Below are 15,927 nucleotides of genomic sequence, written 5' to 3' on the forward strand. Positions count from 1 at the left end.
CATGACCGCTGTTTCCCTGCCCCGGTCGCCGTCGCGCGGGCCGTTGAACGCCACCCACTGGCTGGCGCTGCTGTTCCTCGCCGCGGCGCTGGTCTTCGCCGCCGTCGCCTGGACGACCGGGAACGGCTTCTACCTGCGGCTGGCGACCGAGGCGCTGATCTTCGCCGGGCTGGCGATGAGCGTCGACCTGCTGCTCGGCTACACCGGCATGCTGTCGCTGGGGCAGGCGCTGTATTTCGGTCTGGGCGCCTACGTGTCGGCGCTGGTGCTGCGCGACGGCGCGCCGAGCTTCTGGCTGGCGACCGGGGCGGCGCTGGCGGCGGGCGCCCTGGCCGGGCTTGTCGGCGGCGTCATCGCCAACCGGGTGAAGGGCGTCTATTTCGCGCTGATCACCTTCGGTCTGGCCCAGGTGGTGGCGAAGGCCGTCTACAACACGCGCGAGCTGGGCGCGTCGGACGGCATCATCGGCATTCCGCAGATCCGCGTCACGCTGGGGCCGCTGGCGCTCGACACCGCCGACCCCTTGTCCTTCTTCCTGTTCGTGCTGGGGCTGACCATGGCGGTCTACGCCGGGCTGGCCTATCTGATGGACGCGCCGTTCGGCCGCACGCTGGCCGCCATCCGCGCCAACGAGAAGCGGGTGCCCTTCCTGGGCTTCAACGCCTGGGGCCACAAGCTGGCGGTCTATGTGCTGGCGGCCTGCGTGGCGGCGCTGTCGGGCGCGCTCTACCCGATGCTGCGCGGCTTCGTCTCGCCCGAGCTTCTGTTCTTCCACACCTCGGGCAACGCGGTGGTGACGGTCATCGTCGGCGGCGTCGGCACCCTGATCGGGCCGATCGCCGGCAGCGTCCTGCTGACCGCGCTGCGCTCCGTCGTCGGGTCCTGGACCGAGCATCACCTGATCGTCGTGGGAGTGATCTTCATGCTGTCCGTCATCTTCCTGCGCAAGGGGCTGGTCGGCGCCCTGCTGCCCTGGCTGGAGCGCCGCGCCGCCGCCAGAGCCCGGCACGGCCGGAGGGCCGCGCCATGACCTCGACCACCGCAACCGCCACACCCGCTCTCAGCGTGCGCGACCTGTCGGTGAATTTCGGCGGGCTCCAGGCGGTCGCCGGCGTCGGCTTCGAGGCCGGGCGGGGCCGCATCACCTCGGTCATCGGCCCCAACGGGGCGGGCAAGAGCACGCTGTTCAACCTGATCAGCGGCGCCATCCGGCCGACCGGCGGACGGGTGACGCTGGACGGCACCGACGTCACCGGCCGGTCGCCCGACCGGATGCTGGCGGGTGGGCTGGCGCGTTCCTTCCAGATCACCAACCTGTTCTTCGAACTGCCGGTGCTGGAAAACCTGCGCATCGCCGCGCAAATCCTGGAAACCCCGTGGCGCGCCATGCTGCCGCTGGGGCGCAGCCGCAAGGCGCTGGTCAAGGCCGACGCCCTGCTGGAGCGTTTCGGCCTGACCGCCAAGGCGGACGCGCTGGCCGGCAACCTGTCGCACGGCGAACAGCGCCGGCTGGAGATCGCGGTGGCGCTGGCCTGCGAGCCGCGCGTCCTGCTGCTCGACGAGCCGACCCAGGGCATGAGCCACGGCGACACCGCCGACACCGGCGACCTCATCAAATCACTGGCCGGCGACCTGACGGTGCTTCTGATCGAACACGACATCGGGCTGGTGATGAGCCTGTCCGACCATGTCGTCGTCATGGCCCAGGGGCGCAAGATCGCCGAGGGCCCCCCCACCGCCGTGCGGGCCAACCCGGCCGTCCAGGCCGCCTATTTCGGACACGCGTGACGCCATGCTGAGCATCGAGAACCTTCACGCGCATTACGGCCTCAGCCATGTCCTGCAAGGCGTCTCGCTGCATGGCGGGCCGGGCGAGGTCGTCGGCCTGTTCGGCCGCAACGGGGTCGGCAAGACCACCATCCTGAAGACCGTCGCCGGCTGGGTGCCCGCCACCTCCGGCAGCGTCCGGCTGGACGGCGCCGATCTGGCCGGGCGGACGCCCGACGCCATCGCCCGGCTCGGCCTGGGTCTGGTGCCCGAGGACCGGCGCATCTTCCCCGGCCTCAGCGTCGAGGAGAATCTGCGGCTCGGCCTGCTGCAATGCCCGGCCCGTTCCCGCCGCGAGAACGAGGCGGCCATCGGCCGGGCCTTCGCCCGCTTTCCCCGGCTGGCGGAACGGCGCCACCAGATGGGCACGACGCTGTCGGGCGGCGAGCAGCAGATGCTGGCGATGGCGCGGGTGATGGTGGGAACGGCGAAGCTGCTGCTGATCGACGAGCCGACCGAGGGGCTCGCCCCGATGATCGTCGACGAGATCTTCGCCATCATCGGCGATTTGAAACGCGCCGGCCTGACCATCCTGCTGGTGGAGCAGAACATCCACCGCGCCCTCGATATCGCCGACCGCTTCTACGCCGTGGAGCGCGGTCGGGTCACCCTGGAAGGCGACGCGGCGTCGCCGAAGGACCGTGCCCGTCTGATGGAGACGGTGTCCGTGTGATCGGGGTTGGGCATCGCCGCTCCGTCACACCACCGCCGCCACCGTGCCGGCGATGGCAAGACCTGCGGTCGTGGGCCTGGGAGGGGACGCCGGAACGCATCCACCATGGCCTCTACCAACGGGTCCGCGAATTGGAAGGCCGCGCGGTCAGCCCGTCCGCCGCCGTGATCGGCAGCCGGAGCGTCCGCGCGGCGGAAAAGGGGGACCGGCGGCGGACCCGGCCGGCTACGGCACGGGCAAGACGATCAAGGGCGTCAAGCACCACATCCTCGTCGACACGCCCGGACCGCTCCTGAACGTCGCCGTTCATCGCGCCGACATCCACGACCGCGACGGCAGTGGCGGCTTGTCGGATACCGCATGGGTAAGTCGAATGACCGCAAGTGGCGTAAAACCGCATCTGTTGAGGCTTCCGACAAGGGCCGCGCTCACTCGGGCAACCCAGCCAGCCGCAGCCCCTCCGCAAACCGCGCGAGATCCTCGGGACGGTGAATCGGCAGCCATTCCTTGAGGGTGGAGACGCGCAGGGACGGGTCGAGCGCGCGCAGCTGCCGCATTGCCTGCCGCGCCTCCTCCGTCCGCCCGGCGAGCGCGTGACCCGCCGCCGCCAAGGCCATGGCCACCAGCAGGCTGGGCAGGTTGCCCAGCGCCTTGTCAGCCCAGGCCGCAGCGCAATCGAAGCGCCCGGCGAAGAAATGCGCCAACGCCGTCCCCGCCTGCATCCGGAACATCTCCGGGTCCAGCGGGCTCAGGCGGGCGGCGTGGGCGAAACGCTCGGCCGCGCTTTCCGTTTCACCGCGGAAGACGCGCAGGTAGCCGCCGAGGAACCAGGCCGGGGCGAAGTTCGGATTGAGCAGCACGGCCCGGTCGATGAGCGCGATGCCGCCGTCGAGATCGCCGACGAAGTGACCGAGCGCGTGCCCGGCTCTCGTCAGCGCGACCGCGTCGTCGCGGCCGAACTCCACCGCCAGCCGCGCCAGCCGCACCCCCTCGGCGATCTCCCGCGGCCGGTCGGTCATCCAGCCGTTCAGCTTGCGCCAGAGATGGCACCAGGCCGCCCCGCCATAGGCCGACGCGAACTCCGGATCGAGGTCCGTCGCCTTGTGGAACAGGGGCAGCGCCGTGTCGATCGCCTCGCGGGTTCCGCTGTGCAGCTTCGCCATGCCGCGGAGATAGTAATCGTAGGCGTCGAGGCTTCCCGTCGGCTTGCGCTTGGCGCGCTCGATCTCCGCCCGCTCCAACTGCGGCGCGATGGCGCCGACGACGCTTTCGGCGATCCGGTCCTGCAACTCGAAGAGGTCGTCGAGCGTGCCCTCGAAACGCTCCGCCCAGAGATGCGTCCCGGTCGTCGCGTCGATCAGCTGCCCGGTGATGCGCACCTTGTTCCCGGACTTGCGGACGCTGCCTTCGAGCACGTAGCGAACGCCCAATTCGCGGCCGACGTCCGTCACGTCCACTGCCCGGCCCTTGTAGGCGAAGCTCGAATTGCGGGCGATGACGAACAGCCAGCGGAGGCGCGACAGGGCGGCGATGATGTCCTCCACCACCCCGTCGGCAAAATACTCCTGCTCCGGATCGCCGCTCAGATTCTGGAAGGGCAGCACGGTGATGGAGGGCTTGTCCGGCAGGACGGGCCTGGACGGCGGCTCCCCCGCTTGGCCGGAGGCGCGGCTGGCGATGCCCGGCCTACCGGGCCGGGGTGTCTCCCCGATCGCGCCGGCCCCGGCCGCCCCGGCTTCGATCGCGCCGGCTTCGATCGCGCCGACGAAGCGGAACCCCTTGCGGGGGACCGTGCGGAGCAGCCGCTGTTCCCCGCCGTTGTCGCCGATGGCCTTGCGGACCGCGTTGATGTGGCTGGTGATGGTCGATTCCGAGACGATCCGCCCGTTCCACACCGCCTCCAGCAGGTCATCCTTGCTGACGACGCGGTCGCGGTTGCGGACGAGATGCAGCAGCAGGTCGAAGACCTGCGGGCCGACGCCCACGGCTTGCCCGCGCAGGGTCAGTTCCCGGCGCTCCTGATCGAGCACGCACTCTCCGAACGTGAACCGCAAGGCCGGCATCTCCCTGGGCCGATCACCCCCGGCTCCCGGTCCGGGTGACGGGCGAACGGTGAGCCCCCTTGATAGCACGGCGGCGCGTGGACGGAAAACCAAGCGTCCTTGGAGGGCAATCCAAGCCCGCCGCAAGGACTTCCCCGGCGCGCGCGGGCACTCTTCCTCCCATCGGCGGCGCTGGTTCGCGTCGAGAAAAGCGGAGAGACCCCATGAAGATCGTCGTCATCGGAGGCACCGGCCTCATCGGAGCGAAGCTGGTCAAGACCCTGCGCGAGCGTGGCCACGAGGCGCTCGCGGCCTCCCCGAAGACGGGCGTGAACACCATCACCCGCGAGGGGCTGGCCCAGGCGATGGACGGTGCCGCCGTCGTCGTCGACGTGGCGAACGCGCCGGTCTGGGAGGACAAGGCCGTCCTCGACTTCTTCGAAACCTCGGGCCGCAACCTGCTGGCCGCCGAAGCGGCGGCCGGCGTCCGCCACCACGTCGCCCTCTCGATCGTCGGCAGCGAACGGCTTCCCGACAACGGCTATTTCCGGGCGAAGGTCGCCCAGGAAGCCCTCATCAAGGCGTCCGGCATCCCCCACAGCATCCTGCGCGCCGCGCAGTTCTTCGAATTCGTCGGCGGCATCGCGCAGTCGGCCACCGTCGGCGAGGAGATCCGCCTGTCGCCGGCGCTGATCCAGCCGATCGCCTCCGACGACGTGGTGGCGGCGCTCGCCGAGGTCGCGCTCGCGCCGCCGGTGAACGGCACGCTCGAGGTCGCCGGTCCGGAGGCGATCCCGCTCGACGAGCTGGTGCGGCGCTTCCTGCGGGCGACGAACGACACGCGCAGGGTCGTGCCGGACATCCACGCGCGCTACTTCGGCGACGTCCTCGACGACCAATCGCTGACCCCCAGCAGGAATGCGCGCCTCGGCGCCATCCGGTTCGAGGACTGGCTCGGCCGGCAGGCCGCGCGCTGAAGGGCTTCGAACACACCCGGCGGCGGCCATGGGCCGGCGAAGCGGGAACCGCACTCTTTTGTTGTCCAAAAAGGCAGACATCATGACACGCATGACTTGGCACGAGGTCGCGCCCGACGGCGCGAAGGCTCTCTTCGGCGTCCATCATTACGTCACGAAGCGCACCGGCCTGCCCGAGGAACTCATTCATCTCGTGTTCCTCCGGGTCTCGCAGATCAACGGCTGCGCCCACTGCATCGACCTGCACAGCCGCGACCTGCGGAAGACCATGTCGGTCGACAAGGTCACGCTGGTGCCGGTGTGGAAGGAGGTGCCGCAGCTGTTCTCCGACACGGAGCGCGCCGCCCTGGCCTGGGCCGAGGAGGTGACCCGCGTCAGCGAAACCCACGCGTCCGACGCCGCCTACGCGGCGGCGGCAGCGGCGTTCGAGCCGAAGGATCTGGTCGATCTCACCATCGCCATCGCCGCGATGAACGCCTTCAACCGGCTGGGCGCGCCCTTCCGCCTCCCGGTGGCCGCCGGGGCCTGAGCCGACGCGACCGACAACGCCCATGTCCGCGGCGATGTGGCCGCGCTGGCGCCCAAGGCCGCCGGCCATGTCACCGCCGTCGAGGTCGAGGTCGAGGCCGCGCGCGACCGCGCGCGGATCGATCTGGAGAGCACCGTGGTGCGCGCGCCGGTCGGCGGCGCCGTCGGCAACCGCCAGGTCCGCGTCGGCCGCCTCGTCGCACCGGGCACCGCCCTGCTCGACATCGCTCCGCTCGACGCTGTGCGGGACGTCATTGGCCCGATGCCGGGCAAGGATGCGCTTCTCAAGCCCCGGCAGCCGACAGCCACGCTGAATTTGAAACAGCTTGCCGGCCCGGCCCGGCGATGCGAGAGTGGCGCAAGCGCTCCGCCCAGCCCAGTTCAGCCCCGGAACGGGCAATCCCCTTCCCGCTCCGGCCGCAAGCTCGCGGAAGCCAACCTCCACTTTCGTATCATTGCGCCCCTCAACCGCTTGGAAAGGCTCGACCGGGGCCGGCGCGCCGGTGGTACAGCCGAATGCGTTCTCGGCCTAAGCCACCCGTCCGAGTCATGAAGGATCCCCCACGATCGCGGTAAGGGAGACCCGATTGCTTCGCGACGCCCGTCATGTTCTGCACGGCACCCATGTCGATTGCGACGTCTGCGTCATTGGCGGCGGCGCCGCCGGCCTGACCATCCTGCGCGAATTGGCGGGAAGCCCGCACAGCGTCGTGCTGCTCGAAGGCGGCGGGCTGGAGGCCGACGGGATTTCCCAGGCGCTCTACGCCGGCCGCAGCGTCGGCCTGCCCTACGAACGGCTGACCACGGCGCGCAGCCGCTACCTTGGCGGCAGCACCAACTGTTGGGGCGGTTTCTCCCGCCCGCTGGAGCCGAACGATTTCCAGCACCGCCCCTGGATCCCCCACAGCGGCTGGCCGCTCGGGCGCGACGGGCTGGAGCCTTTCTACGAGCGCGCCCAGGGCATCCTCGGCCTCGGCCCCTACAATTACGACAACGGCTTCTGGAGCGGGCGCACCGGGTCCGCCCACGCCGCCCTGCTGCCGCTCGACGGGGAGGACGCCGCCTTCGAGAACCGCGTCGCCCAGCTCAGCCCTCCGATCCGCATGGGCGAGGCGTACCGGGCCGACATCGGCCGCGCCGCCAACATCACCGGCTTCCTCAACGCCAACGTCACCGAGCTGGACACCAACGCCGACGCCAGCGCGGTCGAGCGGGTCCGCGTCTCGACGCTCGGCGGCCCGTCCTTCACCGTCGGCGCGCGGATCTTCGTGCTGTGCTGCGGCGGCATCGAGAACGCCCGGCTGCTGCTGCTGTCGAACCGGGTGCAGGCGGCCGGGCTGGGCAACGGCCAGGATCTGGTCGGCCGCTGCTTCGCCGACCACCCGCGTTTCAAGAGCAGCGTGGTGCGGCTGGCCGACCAGCGGCGCCACCGCCCCCTCTACGACGTCAGCCTGTGCCTGTCGCGGCGGCGGCTGAAGCTGCCCCACCCGTCCATCGCGCTGGCGGTGGCGCCGACGGCGGCGCTCCAGGAACGGCGCGGGCTGCCCAATTCCCGCACCTATCTGGTCGCCTCCTACCACGCCAAGGCGCTGGACGCCTTCAAGGCGGTCAACGAGCTGCGCCTGCTGCTGCCGCGCTCGCGCTGCACGCGCTTCGGCCTGCCGGTCGAGAACGCCGCCAGCCTGCTGCGCGACGCGGCGCCGCGCGTGCTGAAGCGGCTGCCGCAACTGGCCCACGCGCTGTTCGACAGCGCGGTGCATCCCGGCTGGTGGCCGCGCGCCTTCACCATGGAAACGGTGCTGGAGCCGATTCCCAACCCCGACAGCCGGGTGACGCTGGACACCGATCGCGACGCCTTCGGCCGCAACCTGCCCCAGGTCGACTGGCGCCTGACCGCGCGCGACCTCGACGCGGCGGCCGAGACCCAGGCTCTGCTGCGCGCCGAACTGAGCCGCCGCGGCCTGATCCTGCCGGACGGTCGGCACGGCTCCGACAGCATCGCCCCGACCGACATCGGCTGGTGCTGGCACCACATGGGCACCACCCGGATGCACGAATCGCCGCGCCAGGGCGTGGTCGACGCCGAGGGCCGGCTGCACGGGGTCGGCAACCTCTACATCGGCGGCAGCTCGGTGTTCCCGACGATGGGCTCCGACCACCCGACCATGACGATCGTGGCGCTGGCGCTCCGGCTGTCCGACCGTATCGCCGGGCTGTTGCAGGATCAGCGTGCCACGCCGCCGCCGCCCGCCATCGCCGCCTCCGGCTGAAGGACGGCCGCCAATTCCGCGCTCTTGCGGCAGCGGCGGCGATGCGCTGAAATCGACACATGGACCGCGACCTTCTTTCCGGCCTTCCGCCGGAAGCCGCCCCCACCCTGCCCGATCCGGAAGGCCCGCTTCCCGACATCCTGGCGCCCGGCCTCGACTGCCTGTTCGTCGGCTTCAACCCCGGCCTGCGCTCGGGCGGGCTCGGCCACCATTACGCCGGGCGCGGCAACCAGTTCTGGCGGCTGCTCGCCGTGTCGGGACTGACGCCGCGCCTGATGCGCGCCGAGGAGGACGCCAGCCTGCCGGCGGTCGGGCTGGGATCGACCAACCTCGTGGCGCGCGCCACCGCGTCGGCCGCCGAACTGAGCCGGGCGGAGCTGCGCGGCGGGGTGCCCCGCCTCGCCCGCATCGTCGCCGCGGTGCGGCCGGCGGTGCTCGCCTACACCGGCAAGGGGGTCTATCTGGCGGCGTCCGGCCGGCCCGACGCGCCCTGGGGCGTGCAGGACTCCGCCCTGTTCGACGGGGTGGCCGACGTCGTCGTGCCCTCGCCCAGCGGCCTCGCCCGCCTGCCCTTCGAGGAGAAGCTGCGCTGGTACAAGGCCGTCAAGAACGCGATCGACCGCCGCCGGTCCTGAGGAATCAGGCCAGAAGCTGGTCGAGCAGCGCGTGCAGCCGCCGCAGTTCCGTCCAGTCCTGGTCGCTCAGCCGGCTGCGGTGGTCGCGCAGGTCGCGGACGTCGACGCTGGAGAAGTCGCGGGCGATCCGCTGCGCCGCCTCGACGAAGCGGATCACCGGCAACGCCGGGGACGGAACAGGGGAAGGGGCGGGGGCGGGCGGTTCGGCGGCGGCCTTGGCGGCGGCGCGCGGGGAGGGTGACTGCTCCCGCTTGGCCTCGCGCAGCGCCTTGACGGTGCCGCCCTCCTTGATGAGGTCCCACAGCTTCTGTTGCGTCGCTTCGTCCTCGACGGCGGCGATCTCCGTCAGGATGCTCTTCGACACGCCGCGATGGCGCGTCTCGTAATCCTCCAGGATGGCGCCCGGCAGCCGCAGCAGCGACAGGGTGCGCGTCACCTCGGCCTGGCTGCGGCCGATGACCTGCCCCAGCGCCTCGTGGGTGTAGTCGTGGCGCTCGATCAGCCGGGCGAAGGCGCGGGCCAGCTCCAGCGCGTCGAGATCGACCCGCTGGATGTTCTCGATCAGCGCCAGCTCGTCCGGATCGCCGTCGGTGGCGATGGCGAAGATGGTCCGCCGGCCAGCCAGCGTGCAGGCGCGCAGACGCCGCTCGCCGGCGACCAGACGGTAGTCGCCGTCGCCCATCTCCTGCACCAGCACCGGCTGCTTCAGCCCGTGCCGCTCGATGGAGGCGGCCAGCTCGCGGAGCTGCTCCTCGTCGAAATGGCGGCGCGGCTGGTCCGGGTTGGGGTGGACGCGGTCGATGTCGATCTCGATCAGGCGCGGAAAATCGGCCGACAGCCCGAACAGCGCGTCGCCGCCGCGCTGCGCCGCCTTGTCGAGAATCTTCGCGCTGGTGCGTTCGAGCTTACGCGGCGCCATGGCGGGCCTCCACCGGGCGGGCGATCAGATGGCCCGCGACCTCGCGCGCCAGTTCGGCGTAGGCCTGGACGCTGGCCGAGTTGGGATCCGCCTCGATGGCCGGGCGGCCGGCGCCCGACGCCTGGGCGAACAGGGTGGCGCGGGGGACCGCCCCCAGCACCCGCGTCCGTCCATCATAATGGGACTGGATTTCCTTCAGGCTGGCCTGGTCCTGGGTGAGGCGCGACGAATACATGGTGGGCAGGATGCCGAAGATGTTGAGGGAGGGGTTGGAGCGCCGCCGGATCTTGGCGATCGTCTCCATCAGCAGCGGCACGCCGAGCCCGGCGAACACCTCGGTCTGCACCGGGATCAGCACGAGGTCGGAGGCGGCCAGCGCGTTGATGGTCAGCAGGCCGAGGTTGGGCGGGCAGTCGATCACCACCACGTCGTAGCGGCTGCGTAGATCGGCCAGCTTCTCCTTGAGCACAAGCGAATTGTCCGGCTCGGCCACCAGCTCTGTTTCCGCCGCCGCCAGCCCGATGCTGCTGGGCGCCAGGGTGAAGGCGCCGTTGCACACCGGCTGGAGAATGCCGTCGAAGGCCGCCCCGCCGCGCAGCACGCTGTAGAGACCCTTGCGCGCGGTCTCGACCTCGCCCGGATCGATGCCGAGATGGACGGTGGCGTTGGCCTGCGGGTCGCTGTCGATCAGCAGCACCGACAGGCCGAGCGTCGCCAGCGCGTAGGACAGGTTGACGGCGGTGGTGGTCTTGCCGACGCCGCCCTTCTGGTTGGCGACGGCGATCACCGCGCGGCGCACCGGCTTCAGATCGGCCGGCAGCGCCGGCTTGTCCGCCGGGGCGCTCTGCTCCTTGAGGAAGCCGGCGACCTGCTGGGGAATGCGTTCCGCGCCGCTTTCCCAGCGGCTGATGCGGGAACGGTCGTAGCGGCGGTTCAGGGCGCCGTTGAGCCATCCGGCGAATCCAAGCTGGTCTTCGCCGCGCCGCTCACGCAGGGCGCGCAGTTCGTCGCCGGTCATGGAGCCTCCGGGGGTGGGTGATGCGCGCAGACTGTACGGATGTGACGCAAGCGGTCAAGCCGAACCGCATCGCTTGCGTCATGCGGGCGCGCCGGTCCGCGTGGAGCCGCTTTCATACGACGTCGTATGAGACAGATTTCCCATACGACGTCGTATGAAGGAAGAGCCTGGAGCCCGGCGGCCGGCGAGTTCCGCCGGGGCCGCGAGACGGGGTGAAGCGGGGTTTCGCCGCGCCGATTCAAATTCAGCGCGGGTCGCGCCGGCCCGTCCCGATTCGGTCATTGATTCATCATGATTCCGCCGTTTCAGAGTCAGCGATGGGCTTTCGAGTCGCTCCGAACGCCGGATGTTTCAAATTCAGCGTGTCTTCCCGAGTCGTTGCCCGAGTCGCAAAAGCTCAATGATGCCAAGGATTTGACGGTCGTTTGTTACCAATTCAGCGTTGGTCGGCGTCGTCGTGGCGCCGACCGGGGAATGGATCCCTCGTATCAATTTCAGCGTCCGGAGAGCCCGGAAAGCCGGCGCGGAGACGCGAATCGGTGGGCGAACGTTGCGACTTCAGCGAGGGGAGGCGTCAATCGTGCCGGGAAAGCCCGAAAAGCCCGGTTTTCCGCGCTCCCGTGCGTGTCGCCAGCGCGCGACCGGACTCTACCGGAGAATCATATAGGGACTCTTATATAGGACATGGTTGCAAATTCAGCGTGGAAAAGCCCGTTTTACGATTCGACTTCAGCGTGGAAACGGCCTTGGGGCGATTCGATTTCAGCGATCGCTCCGTTTCGTTTTCTGCGTGGATTTCCAAGGGCTTCGCCGCCGCCGTTGCGGAGTCAGCGTGGAAAAGCCGGTCGATCTGTGGACAAACCGGCGGGCGGCCGCGGTTCCGCTGGAGTTCCGGCGGACCGGCCAACGCTGAATTTGAAACGCCCGTGTCCGGGGTCCTGTTCCGGTCCCGCCGGGGGCTTCGCTGAATTTGAATCGGAATCGTCGGCGAACGTTTCAAATTCAGCGAATCTGGTATCGACACGGCTTCACAGGGCCCCAGATTTTGTGTTTCCTGGGTTGGTCCGTTGCTGAGCAAGGCCGTGCCGCAAGGCTGCGCCGAGAAGGGAAACAGAGGGTGTCCATGGCCAAGATTCACGAACAACTGTCGCTTGAGGGCTTCGACGCGGTGATGGCGCGGACCGAAGACCCCAAGGAGCGGCGGCGCGTGATGATGGCCCATGAGGCGATCTCGAACGAGATCGACGCCATCGGCTACCTCCACGCCGGCTTCTGCCAGGCCTCGCTTCCCCACCGCAAGCCGAAGGACGAGCAGGCGCCCTGGGTGCGCAACAACGGCCGCTACCAGCTCGTCGTCCGTCCCGGCATCCTGCCGCTGCGCGACGGCACCGTGCTGGACGTCGGGGTTCCCTATGGCGCCAAGGCGCGGCTGATCATGATCTATCTCCAGACCGAGGCGCGCAAGACCCGCACGCCGCACGTCGATCTGGGGCCGAGCATGAGCGCGTGGCTGCGCCGCCTCGGTCTGGCGCCGACCGGCGGCGAGCGCGGCAACTACAAGCCGGTGCGCGAGCAGGTGCTGCGCATCGCCCGCTGCGAATTCACGCTGCGCACCACCACCGGCAGCTCCAGCGCCGAGATCTCCGACCAGCGCCTGATCGACGGCATCAAGCTGTGGCGCGACGACGAGGACGCCCCCGACCTGTTCCGCACCGGCGGCGAGTGGGTGCGCTTCGTCCGCCTGACCAGCTCCTTCTTCGACCATCTGATGGAGCACGCCGTCCCGCTCGACGAGCACGCCATCGCCAAGCTGAAGAACTCGGCCCTGGCGCTCGACGCCTATGTCTGGCTGGTCCACCGCCTGCACCGGCTCGACAAGCAGACCCTGGTGCCCTGGCACGCGCTGTCGCAGCATTTCGGCTCGGTCAGCGAGCACCGCGTCTTGGCCTTCCGCCTGAAGGAAGCCCTGAAGGACGTGATGGCGGTCTATCCCGACGCCAACATCGAGCCGACCTCCAAGGGCCTCGTCCTGCGCCCGTCGGCGCCCGCCGTGCCGTCGAACAAGCACGTGACCCTGCGCCCGGTCGCCCTGCGCGGCTGACCCGGAGGGACGCGGCGCCTCAGGCCTCCGCTCCCTCCAGGCGTTCCGCCGCTCCATCCGCCGTGTCGAGCGTCAGGGCGGCGGAGCGGATCGTCACCCGGCTGCGCCCGCCGCCCAGCGGCACCACCCGGATCTGCACGCCGATCCGCTCGACCAGCGCCGGGACGTGGCTGATGACGCCGACCTGCCGGCCGGCCGCCTGCAAGGCCTCCAGGCAGGACAGCGCCACGTCCAGGCTGTCGGGGTCGAGCGTGCCGAAGCCCTCGTCGATGAACAGCGTGCCGATGCTGCCGGCGGTGCCCGCCGCCATGGCCGACAGGCCGAGCGCCAGCGCCAGCGAGACCAGGAACAGCTCCCCGCCCGACAGGCTGTGGACGCCGCGCCGCTCGTCACCCATCTCGCGGTCGACCACCTGGATTTCCAGGTCGGCCCCCGCCACCCGCTCCAGCCGGTAGCGGCGCGCCAGATCCTCCAGATGCCGGTTGGCGTGGCCCAGCAGCATGTCGAGGCTGAGGCTCTGCGCGAAGTTGCGCATCTTCTGCCCGTTCGCCGAGCCGATCAGCTGGCCCATTCTGGCCCACAGCCCATGCCGGGCCCGCTGCTCCTCGATCGCCGCCGTCAGCCCGGCCAGCCGCGCGCGGTTGCCCTCGTCGGCCTCGCGCCGCCCGCGCGCGCTTCCCGCCCGCAGGCGGTCGGCGGCCAGCGCCTCGCCGATGCGGGCGGCGTCGGCCGCCGCCGCGTCCGCTTCGCGGCCGGGGTGCCCGGCGGCGTGGTGGTCGCCGCGCCGCCGCGTCCGCTCGGCGGCCAGCAGCGCGGCCTCCCGCCGCGCCGTTTCCAATTCTGCGAGCGCCTTCTCCTCGGCGGCCAGCGCGGCTTCCGGTGTCGCCAGCCGCTCTCGCGCTTCCTCCACCGTCACCGCGCAGGTTTCGGCGGCGCGGTCCAGCGCCGCCGCCGCCGCCGCCGCGCGGTCGCCGCAGGCCCGCGCGGTCTCGCCACGGGTTTCGGCGTCGCGCTCGGCGGCCGACAGGCGGGTCAGCGCCTCCTGACGCGCCATCGTCGCCTGCTCCAGACGGGCGCTCGCCTCCTGCCGACGGTCGGCCAGATCCTGGCGCAGCGCCGCGACCGTCCGGCCGTCCAGCAGCCCGGACCGCTCGGCGCGCAAATCGGCCAGCCGCCTGTTCAACCCGTCGGCGCGCTGGAACGCCTCGTCCGCCGCCCGCCGCGCCGCCTCCTGGTCGGCGCCGCGCGAGGCTCGCTCCGTCACCGCCGCGTCGAGGCTCTGCCGAGCCCGTGCCAGCCGGTCTCGCTGATTTTGAAACGCGGCGACCCGTGCGGCGATGTCCGCCCGGAAACGGCCGCCCGCGTCTTCGCCGCTCCCGTCCAACCCGGCCTCCAGCGCCTCGCGCCAGCCGGCCTCGCCGGAAAAGGGTTCCGCCAGCTCCGCCAGCGCCGCGTCCCGCTCCTCGGCCTTGCGGTCGCGCAGGGCCCGCGCCATCGCCTCGGCGTGGCGGGCCTCGCCCAGCCGCGGCAGCAGAGCGTCGAGCGTCCGCGAATGGCGGACCACCTCCTCGTCGCACGCCCGCCGCCCGGCCTGCGCGGCGTCGAGCCGGCGGCGGTGGTCGAGCGCCAACGCTTCGTCCGCCGCCGCCGCCGCCAGCCGCGTTTCAACATCAGCGAGCCGTACCCGCACCGCCTCGGCATCCGGCAGCGCCGGAAGGTCGAAGTTGCCGGCCAGTCCGGCCCAGCGCCCGGCCAGCGCCTCGGCCTCCCGCCGGTCCGTATCCCGCCGTGCGTCGAGCGGTTCCAGCGCCGCGCGCGCCGCGCGCTCTCCGGCCGCGTGGGCCGCGTGGGCCGCCAGCAGAGCGGCGGTCTCGGCTTTCAGTGCGGCGACCCGGTGTTCCTGGTCATGGACGACGCGCAACAGCGGCGCCCGGTCGGCCGGCCCCCAGGGATGCGCGGCGGATCCGCAGACCGGGCAGGGCTCCCCGGCAACCAGCCGGGTCCGCAGCGATTCCACATCCTCCCGCTGGGCCAGACGCAGACGTTGCAACGCCTCCTCCGCCTCGTCCAGCGCCGCCTGCCGCAGCCGCAGGACGGCTTCGGCGTCGCGCGCCGCCGAAGCCTCGCGCTCCGCTTCCGCCGTCAGCCGGCTCCGCTCGGCGTCGGCACCGGCGAGCGCGGCGGTCAACCGCGTCGCGCCGTCGGCGAGCGCGGCCAGGGCCGTCAGCCGGTCGCGCCGCTCCGTCGCCTCGGTCCGTTTCCGCCGCGTCTCCTCCAGCGAGGGCGCCGGCTCCGCCTGCACACGGGCGAGGCCGTCATCGGCGCGGGCCAGCCGGTCGCGCGCGGCGGCACGCTCCGCCTCCGCCCTTGCGGCCTCCGCCGCCAGCCGGTCGGAATCGGCCGCGTGGCGCCGGCTGTCCCCGGCCGCCGTCCGGTGAGTCCGCACGGCCTCGGCATGGCGGGCCAGCAGCGACTCCCAGCGCCCCCACTGCGCGACGACCGGCTCGAACGCCGCCCGCTCCTTCAGCCAGCCCTCCAGCCGGGCGGTCTCGTCGCGGGCGGCGTCCAGGCCGCGTTCGGTGTCGCGCAGCCGCTCCCGGCTGGCGGCGGCACGGCCGGCGGCGGCGGCGCGCTCCCGGTCGGCGGCGTCCAATTCGCCGGCGAGTTCGGTGATCCGTCCGTCGAGATCGGCGGCGCGGGCCAGATCCGGTTCGGCCTCCTGCTGCTCGCGGCAGACGCGCTCGAAGCGCAGCCGGGCATCGGCGTGGCGATTGGTGCCGTCCTCGACCGCCGTCCGGGCGCCGGCCAGCAGCGTCCGCGCCCGCGAGGCGAGGCTTTCGGCCTCCCTGGCCTCGGCGGCGGCACGGTCGGCGTCGGCCAGCAGCGGGCGCAGCGGTTGCAGCCGGCGCAGCGACGCGGCGGCCTCCCGCCGGGGGG

Annotated in this window: 14 protein-coding genes (1 of these 14 cut by a window edge); 10 read left to right on the forward strand and 4 right to left on the reverse strand. The window is 71.5% G+C overall.

Going from position 1 to position 15,927, the window contains the following annotated elements; genetic code table 11:
- The first annotated feature begins 1 nt into the window (after window position 1).
- Genes JN22_RS06585 through JN22_RS35335 form a run of 4 tightly spaced genes read left to right on the forward strand, consistent with a single transcriptional unit; the run spans window position 2 to window position 3,011 of the window.
- Entirely contained in the window at window positions 2-1,030 is a 1,029-nt protein-coding gene (locus JN22_RS06585) for a branched-chain amino acid ABC transporter permease (RefSeq protein WP_143268162.1), read from the forward strand.
- Window positions 1,027-1,788 (forward strand): ABC transporter ATP-binding protein, encoded by a 762-nt coding sequence (locus tag JN22_RS06590; RefSeq protein ID WP_085553141.1) that lies wholly within the window; start codon window positions 1,027-1,029, stop codon window positions 1,786-1,788. Before JN22_RS06585 ends, JN22_RS06590 begins: the two co-directional genes overlap by 4 nt.
- Window positions 1,789-1,792: 4 nt before the next feature.
- Window positions 1,793-2,500 carry an ABC transporter ATP-binding protein gene (locus JN22_RS06595; protein ID WP_085553142.1) on the forward strand — a complete coding sequence of 236 codons (708 nt, stop codon included), beginning with the start codon at window positions 1,793-1,795 and terminating at the stop codon, window positions 2,498-2,500.
- A gap of 52 nt (window positions 2,501-2,552) precedes the next feature.
- Window positions 2,553-3,011 carry a transposase gene (locus tag JN22_RS35335; RefSeq protein ID WP_396021893.1) on the forward strand — a complete coding sequence of 153 codons (459 nt, stop codon included), beginning with the start codon at window positions 2,553-2,555 and terminating at the stop codon, window positions 3,009-3,011.
- Here JN22_RS35335 and JN22_RS06600 read toward each other — a convergent pair.
- Complete coding sequence (locus JN22_RS06600) at window positions 2,929-4,554, reverse strand: winged helix-turn-helix domain-containing tetratricopeptide repeat protein (protein ID WP_085553462.1); 1,626 nt, start codon at window positions 4,552-4,554, stop codon at window positions 2,929-2,931. The genes JN22_RS35335 and JN22_RS06600 overlap by 83 nt on opposite strands.
- 212 nt (window positions 4,555-4,766) lie before the next feature.
- On the opposite strand from JN22_RS06600, the gene JN22_RS06605 reads away from it, so the two are divergent.
- From JN22_RS06605 to JN22_RS06625, 5 genes are all read left to right on the forward strand, one after another.
- Window positions 4,767-5,519 carry an SDR family oxidoreductase gene (locus JN22_RS06605; protein ID WP_085553143.1) on the forward strand — a complete coding sequence of 251 codons (753 nt, stop codon included), beginning with the start codon at window positions 4,767-4,769 and terminating at the stop codon, window positions 5,517-5,519.
- Between the two features lie 82 nt (window positions 5,520-5,601).
- Complete coding sequence (locus JN22_RS06610; RefSeq protein ID WP_085553144.1) at window positions 5,602-6,048, forward strand: carboxymuconolactone decarboxylase family protein; 447 nt, start codon at window positions 5,602-5,604, stop codon at window positions 6,046-6,048.
- 36 nt (window positions 6,049-6,084) lie between these two features.
- The gene (locus tag JN22_RS06615; protein ID WP_085553145.1) at window positions 6,085-6,600 is read left to right on the forward strand and encodes an HlyD family efflux transporter periplasmic adaptor subunit; all 516 of its coding nucleotides are present in this window, start codon (window positions 6,085-6,087) and stop codon (window positions 6,598-6,600) included.
- Window positions 6,601-6,634: 34 nt separating this feature from the next.
- On the forward strand, window positions 6,635-8,317 hold the full coding sequence (locus JN22_RS06620) for an FAD-dependent oxidoreductase (RefSeq protein ID WP_085553146.1): 1,683 nt from the start codon (window positions 6,635-6,637) through the stop codon (window positions 8,315-8,317).
- A 59-nt stretch (window positions 8,318-8,376) separates the two neighbouring features.
- The gene (locus JN22_RS06625) at window positions 8,377-8,952 is read left to right on the forward strand and encodes a mismatch-specific DNA-glycosylase (RefSeq protein WP_085553147.1); all 576 of its coding nucleotides are present in this window, start codon (window positions 8,377-8,379) and stop codon (window positions 8,950-8,952) included.
- 4 nt (window positions 8,953-8,956) lie between these two features.
- Here the strand turns inward: JN22_RS06625 and JN22_RS06630 are convergent, their stop codons facing one another.
- Together JN22_RS06630 and JN22_RS06635 are read right to left on the reverse strand one after the other, a co-directional pair.
- Window positions 8,957-9,871, reverse strand: coding sequence for a ParB/RepB/Spo0J family partition protein (locus tag JN22_RS06630; protein ID WP_085553148.1), 915 nt, complete (start codon window positions 9,869-9,871; stop codon window positions 8,957-8,959).
- Complete coding sequence (locus JN22_RS06635; protein WP_085553149.1) at window positions 9,858-10,889, reverse strand: AAA family ATPase; 1,032 nt, start codon at window positions 10,887-10,889, stop codon at window positions 9,858-9,860. Before JN22_RS06635 ends, JN22_RS06630 begins: the two co-directional genes overlap by 14 nt.
- A gap of 1,123 nt (window positions 10,890-12,012) precedes the next feature.
- Here JN22_RS06635 and JN22_RS06640 point away from each other — a divergent pair.
- Window positions 12,013-12,990, forward strand: coding sequence for a replication protein RepA (locus tag JN22_RS06640; RefSeq protein ID WP_085553150.1), 978 nt, complete (start codon window positions 12,013-12,015; stop codon window positions 12,988-12,990).
- A gap of 19 nt (window positions 12,991-13,009) precedes the next feature.
- Here JN22_RS06640 and JN22_RS06645 read toward each other — a convergent pair whose 3' ends face one another.
- Window positions 13,010-15,927, reverse strand: partial view of an AAA family ATPase gene (locus JN22_RS06645; protein WP_085553151.1) — the 3' portion only. It continues 877 nt past the right edge of the window; only the last 2,918 of its 3,795 coding nucleotides appear in the window; its start codon lies off the right edge, out of view; its stop codon occupies window positions 13,010-13,012.

This window comes from Azospirillum agricola (assembly GCF_020005195.1).
GTDB classification, from domain to species: domain Bacteria; phylum Pseudomonadota; class Alphaproteobacteria; order Azospirillales; family Azospirillaceae; genus Azospirillum; species Azospirillum agricola.

Coding starts and splice junctions, on each gene's coding strand:
- JN22_RS35335 (WP_396021893.1), top strand. CDS start 2,553: ATGGCAAGACCTGCGGTCGTGGGCCTGGGAGGGGACGCCGGAACGCAT.
- JN22_RS06610 (WP_085553144.1), top strand. CDS start 5,602: ATGACACGCATGACTTGGCACGAGGTCGCGCCCGACGGCGCGAAGGCT.
- JN22_RS06625 (WP_085553147.1), top strand. CDS start 8,377: ATGGACCGCGACCTTCTTTCCGGCCTTCCGCCGGAAGCCGCCCCCACC.
- JN22_RS06635 (WP_085553149.1), bottom strand. CDS start 10,889: ATGACCGGCGACGAACTGCGCGCCCTGCGTGAGCGGCGCGGCGAAGAC.
- JN22_RS06605 (WP_085553143.1), top strand. CDS start 4,767: ATGAAGATCGTCGTCATCGGAGGCACCGGCCTCATCGGAGCGAAGCTG.
- JN22_RS06585 (WP_143268162.1), top strand. CDS start 2: ATGACCGCTGTTTCCCTGCCCCGGTCGCCGTCGCGCGGGCCGTTGAAC.
- JN22_RS06630 (WP_085553148.1), bottom strand. CDS start 9,871: ATGGCGCCGCGTAAGCTCGAACGCACCAGCGCGAAGATTCTCGACAAG.
- JN22_RS06595 (WP_085553142.1), top strand. CDS start 1,793: ATGCTGAGCATCGAGAACCTTCACGCGCATTACGGCCTCAGCCATGTC.
- JN22_RS06590 (WP_085553141.1), top strand. CDS start 1,027: ATGACCTCGACCACCGCAACCGCCACACCCGCTCTCAGCGTGCGCGAC.
- JN22_RS06640 (WP_085553150.1), top strand. CDS start 12,013: ATGGCCAAGATTCACGAACAACTGTCGCTTGAGGGCTTCGACGCGGTG.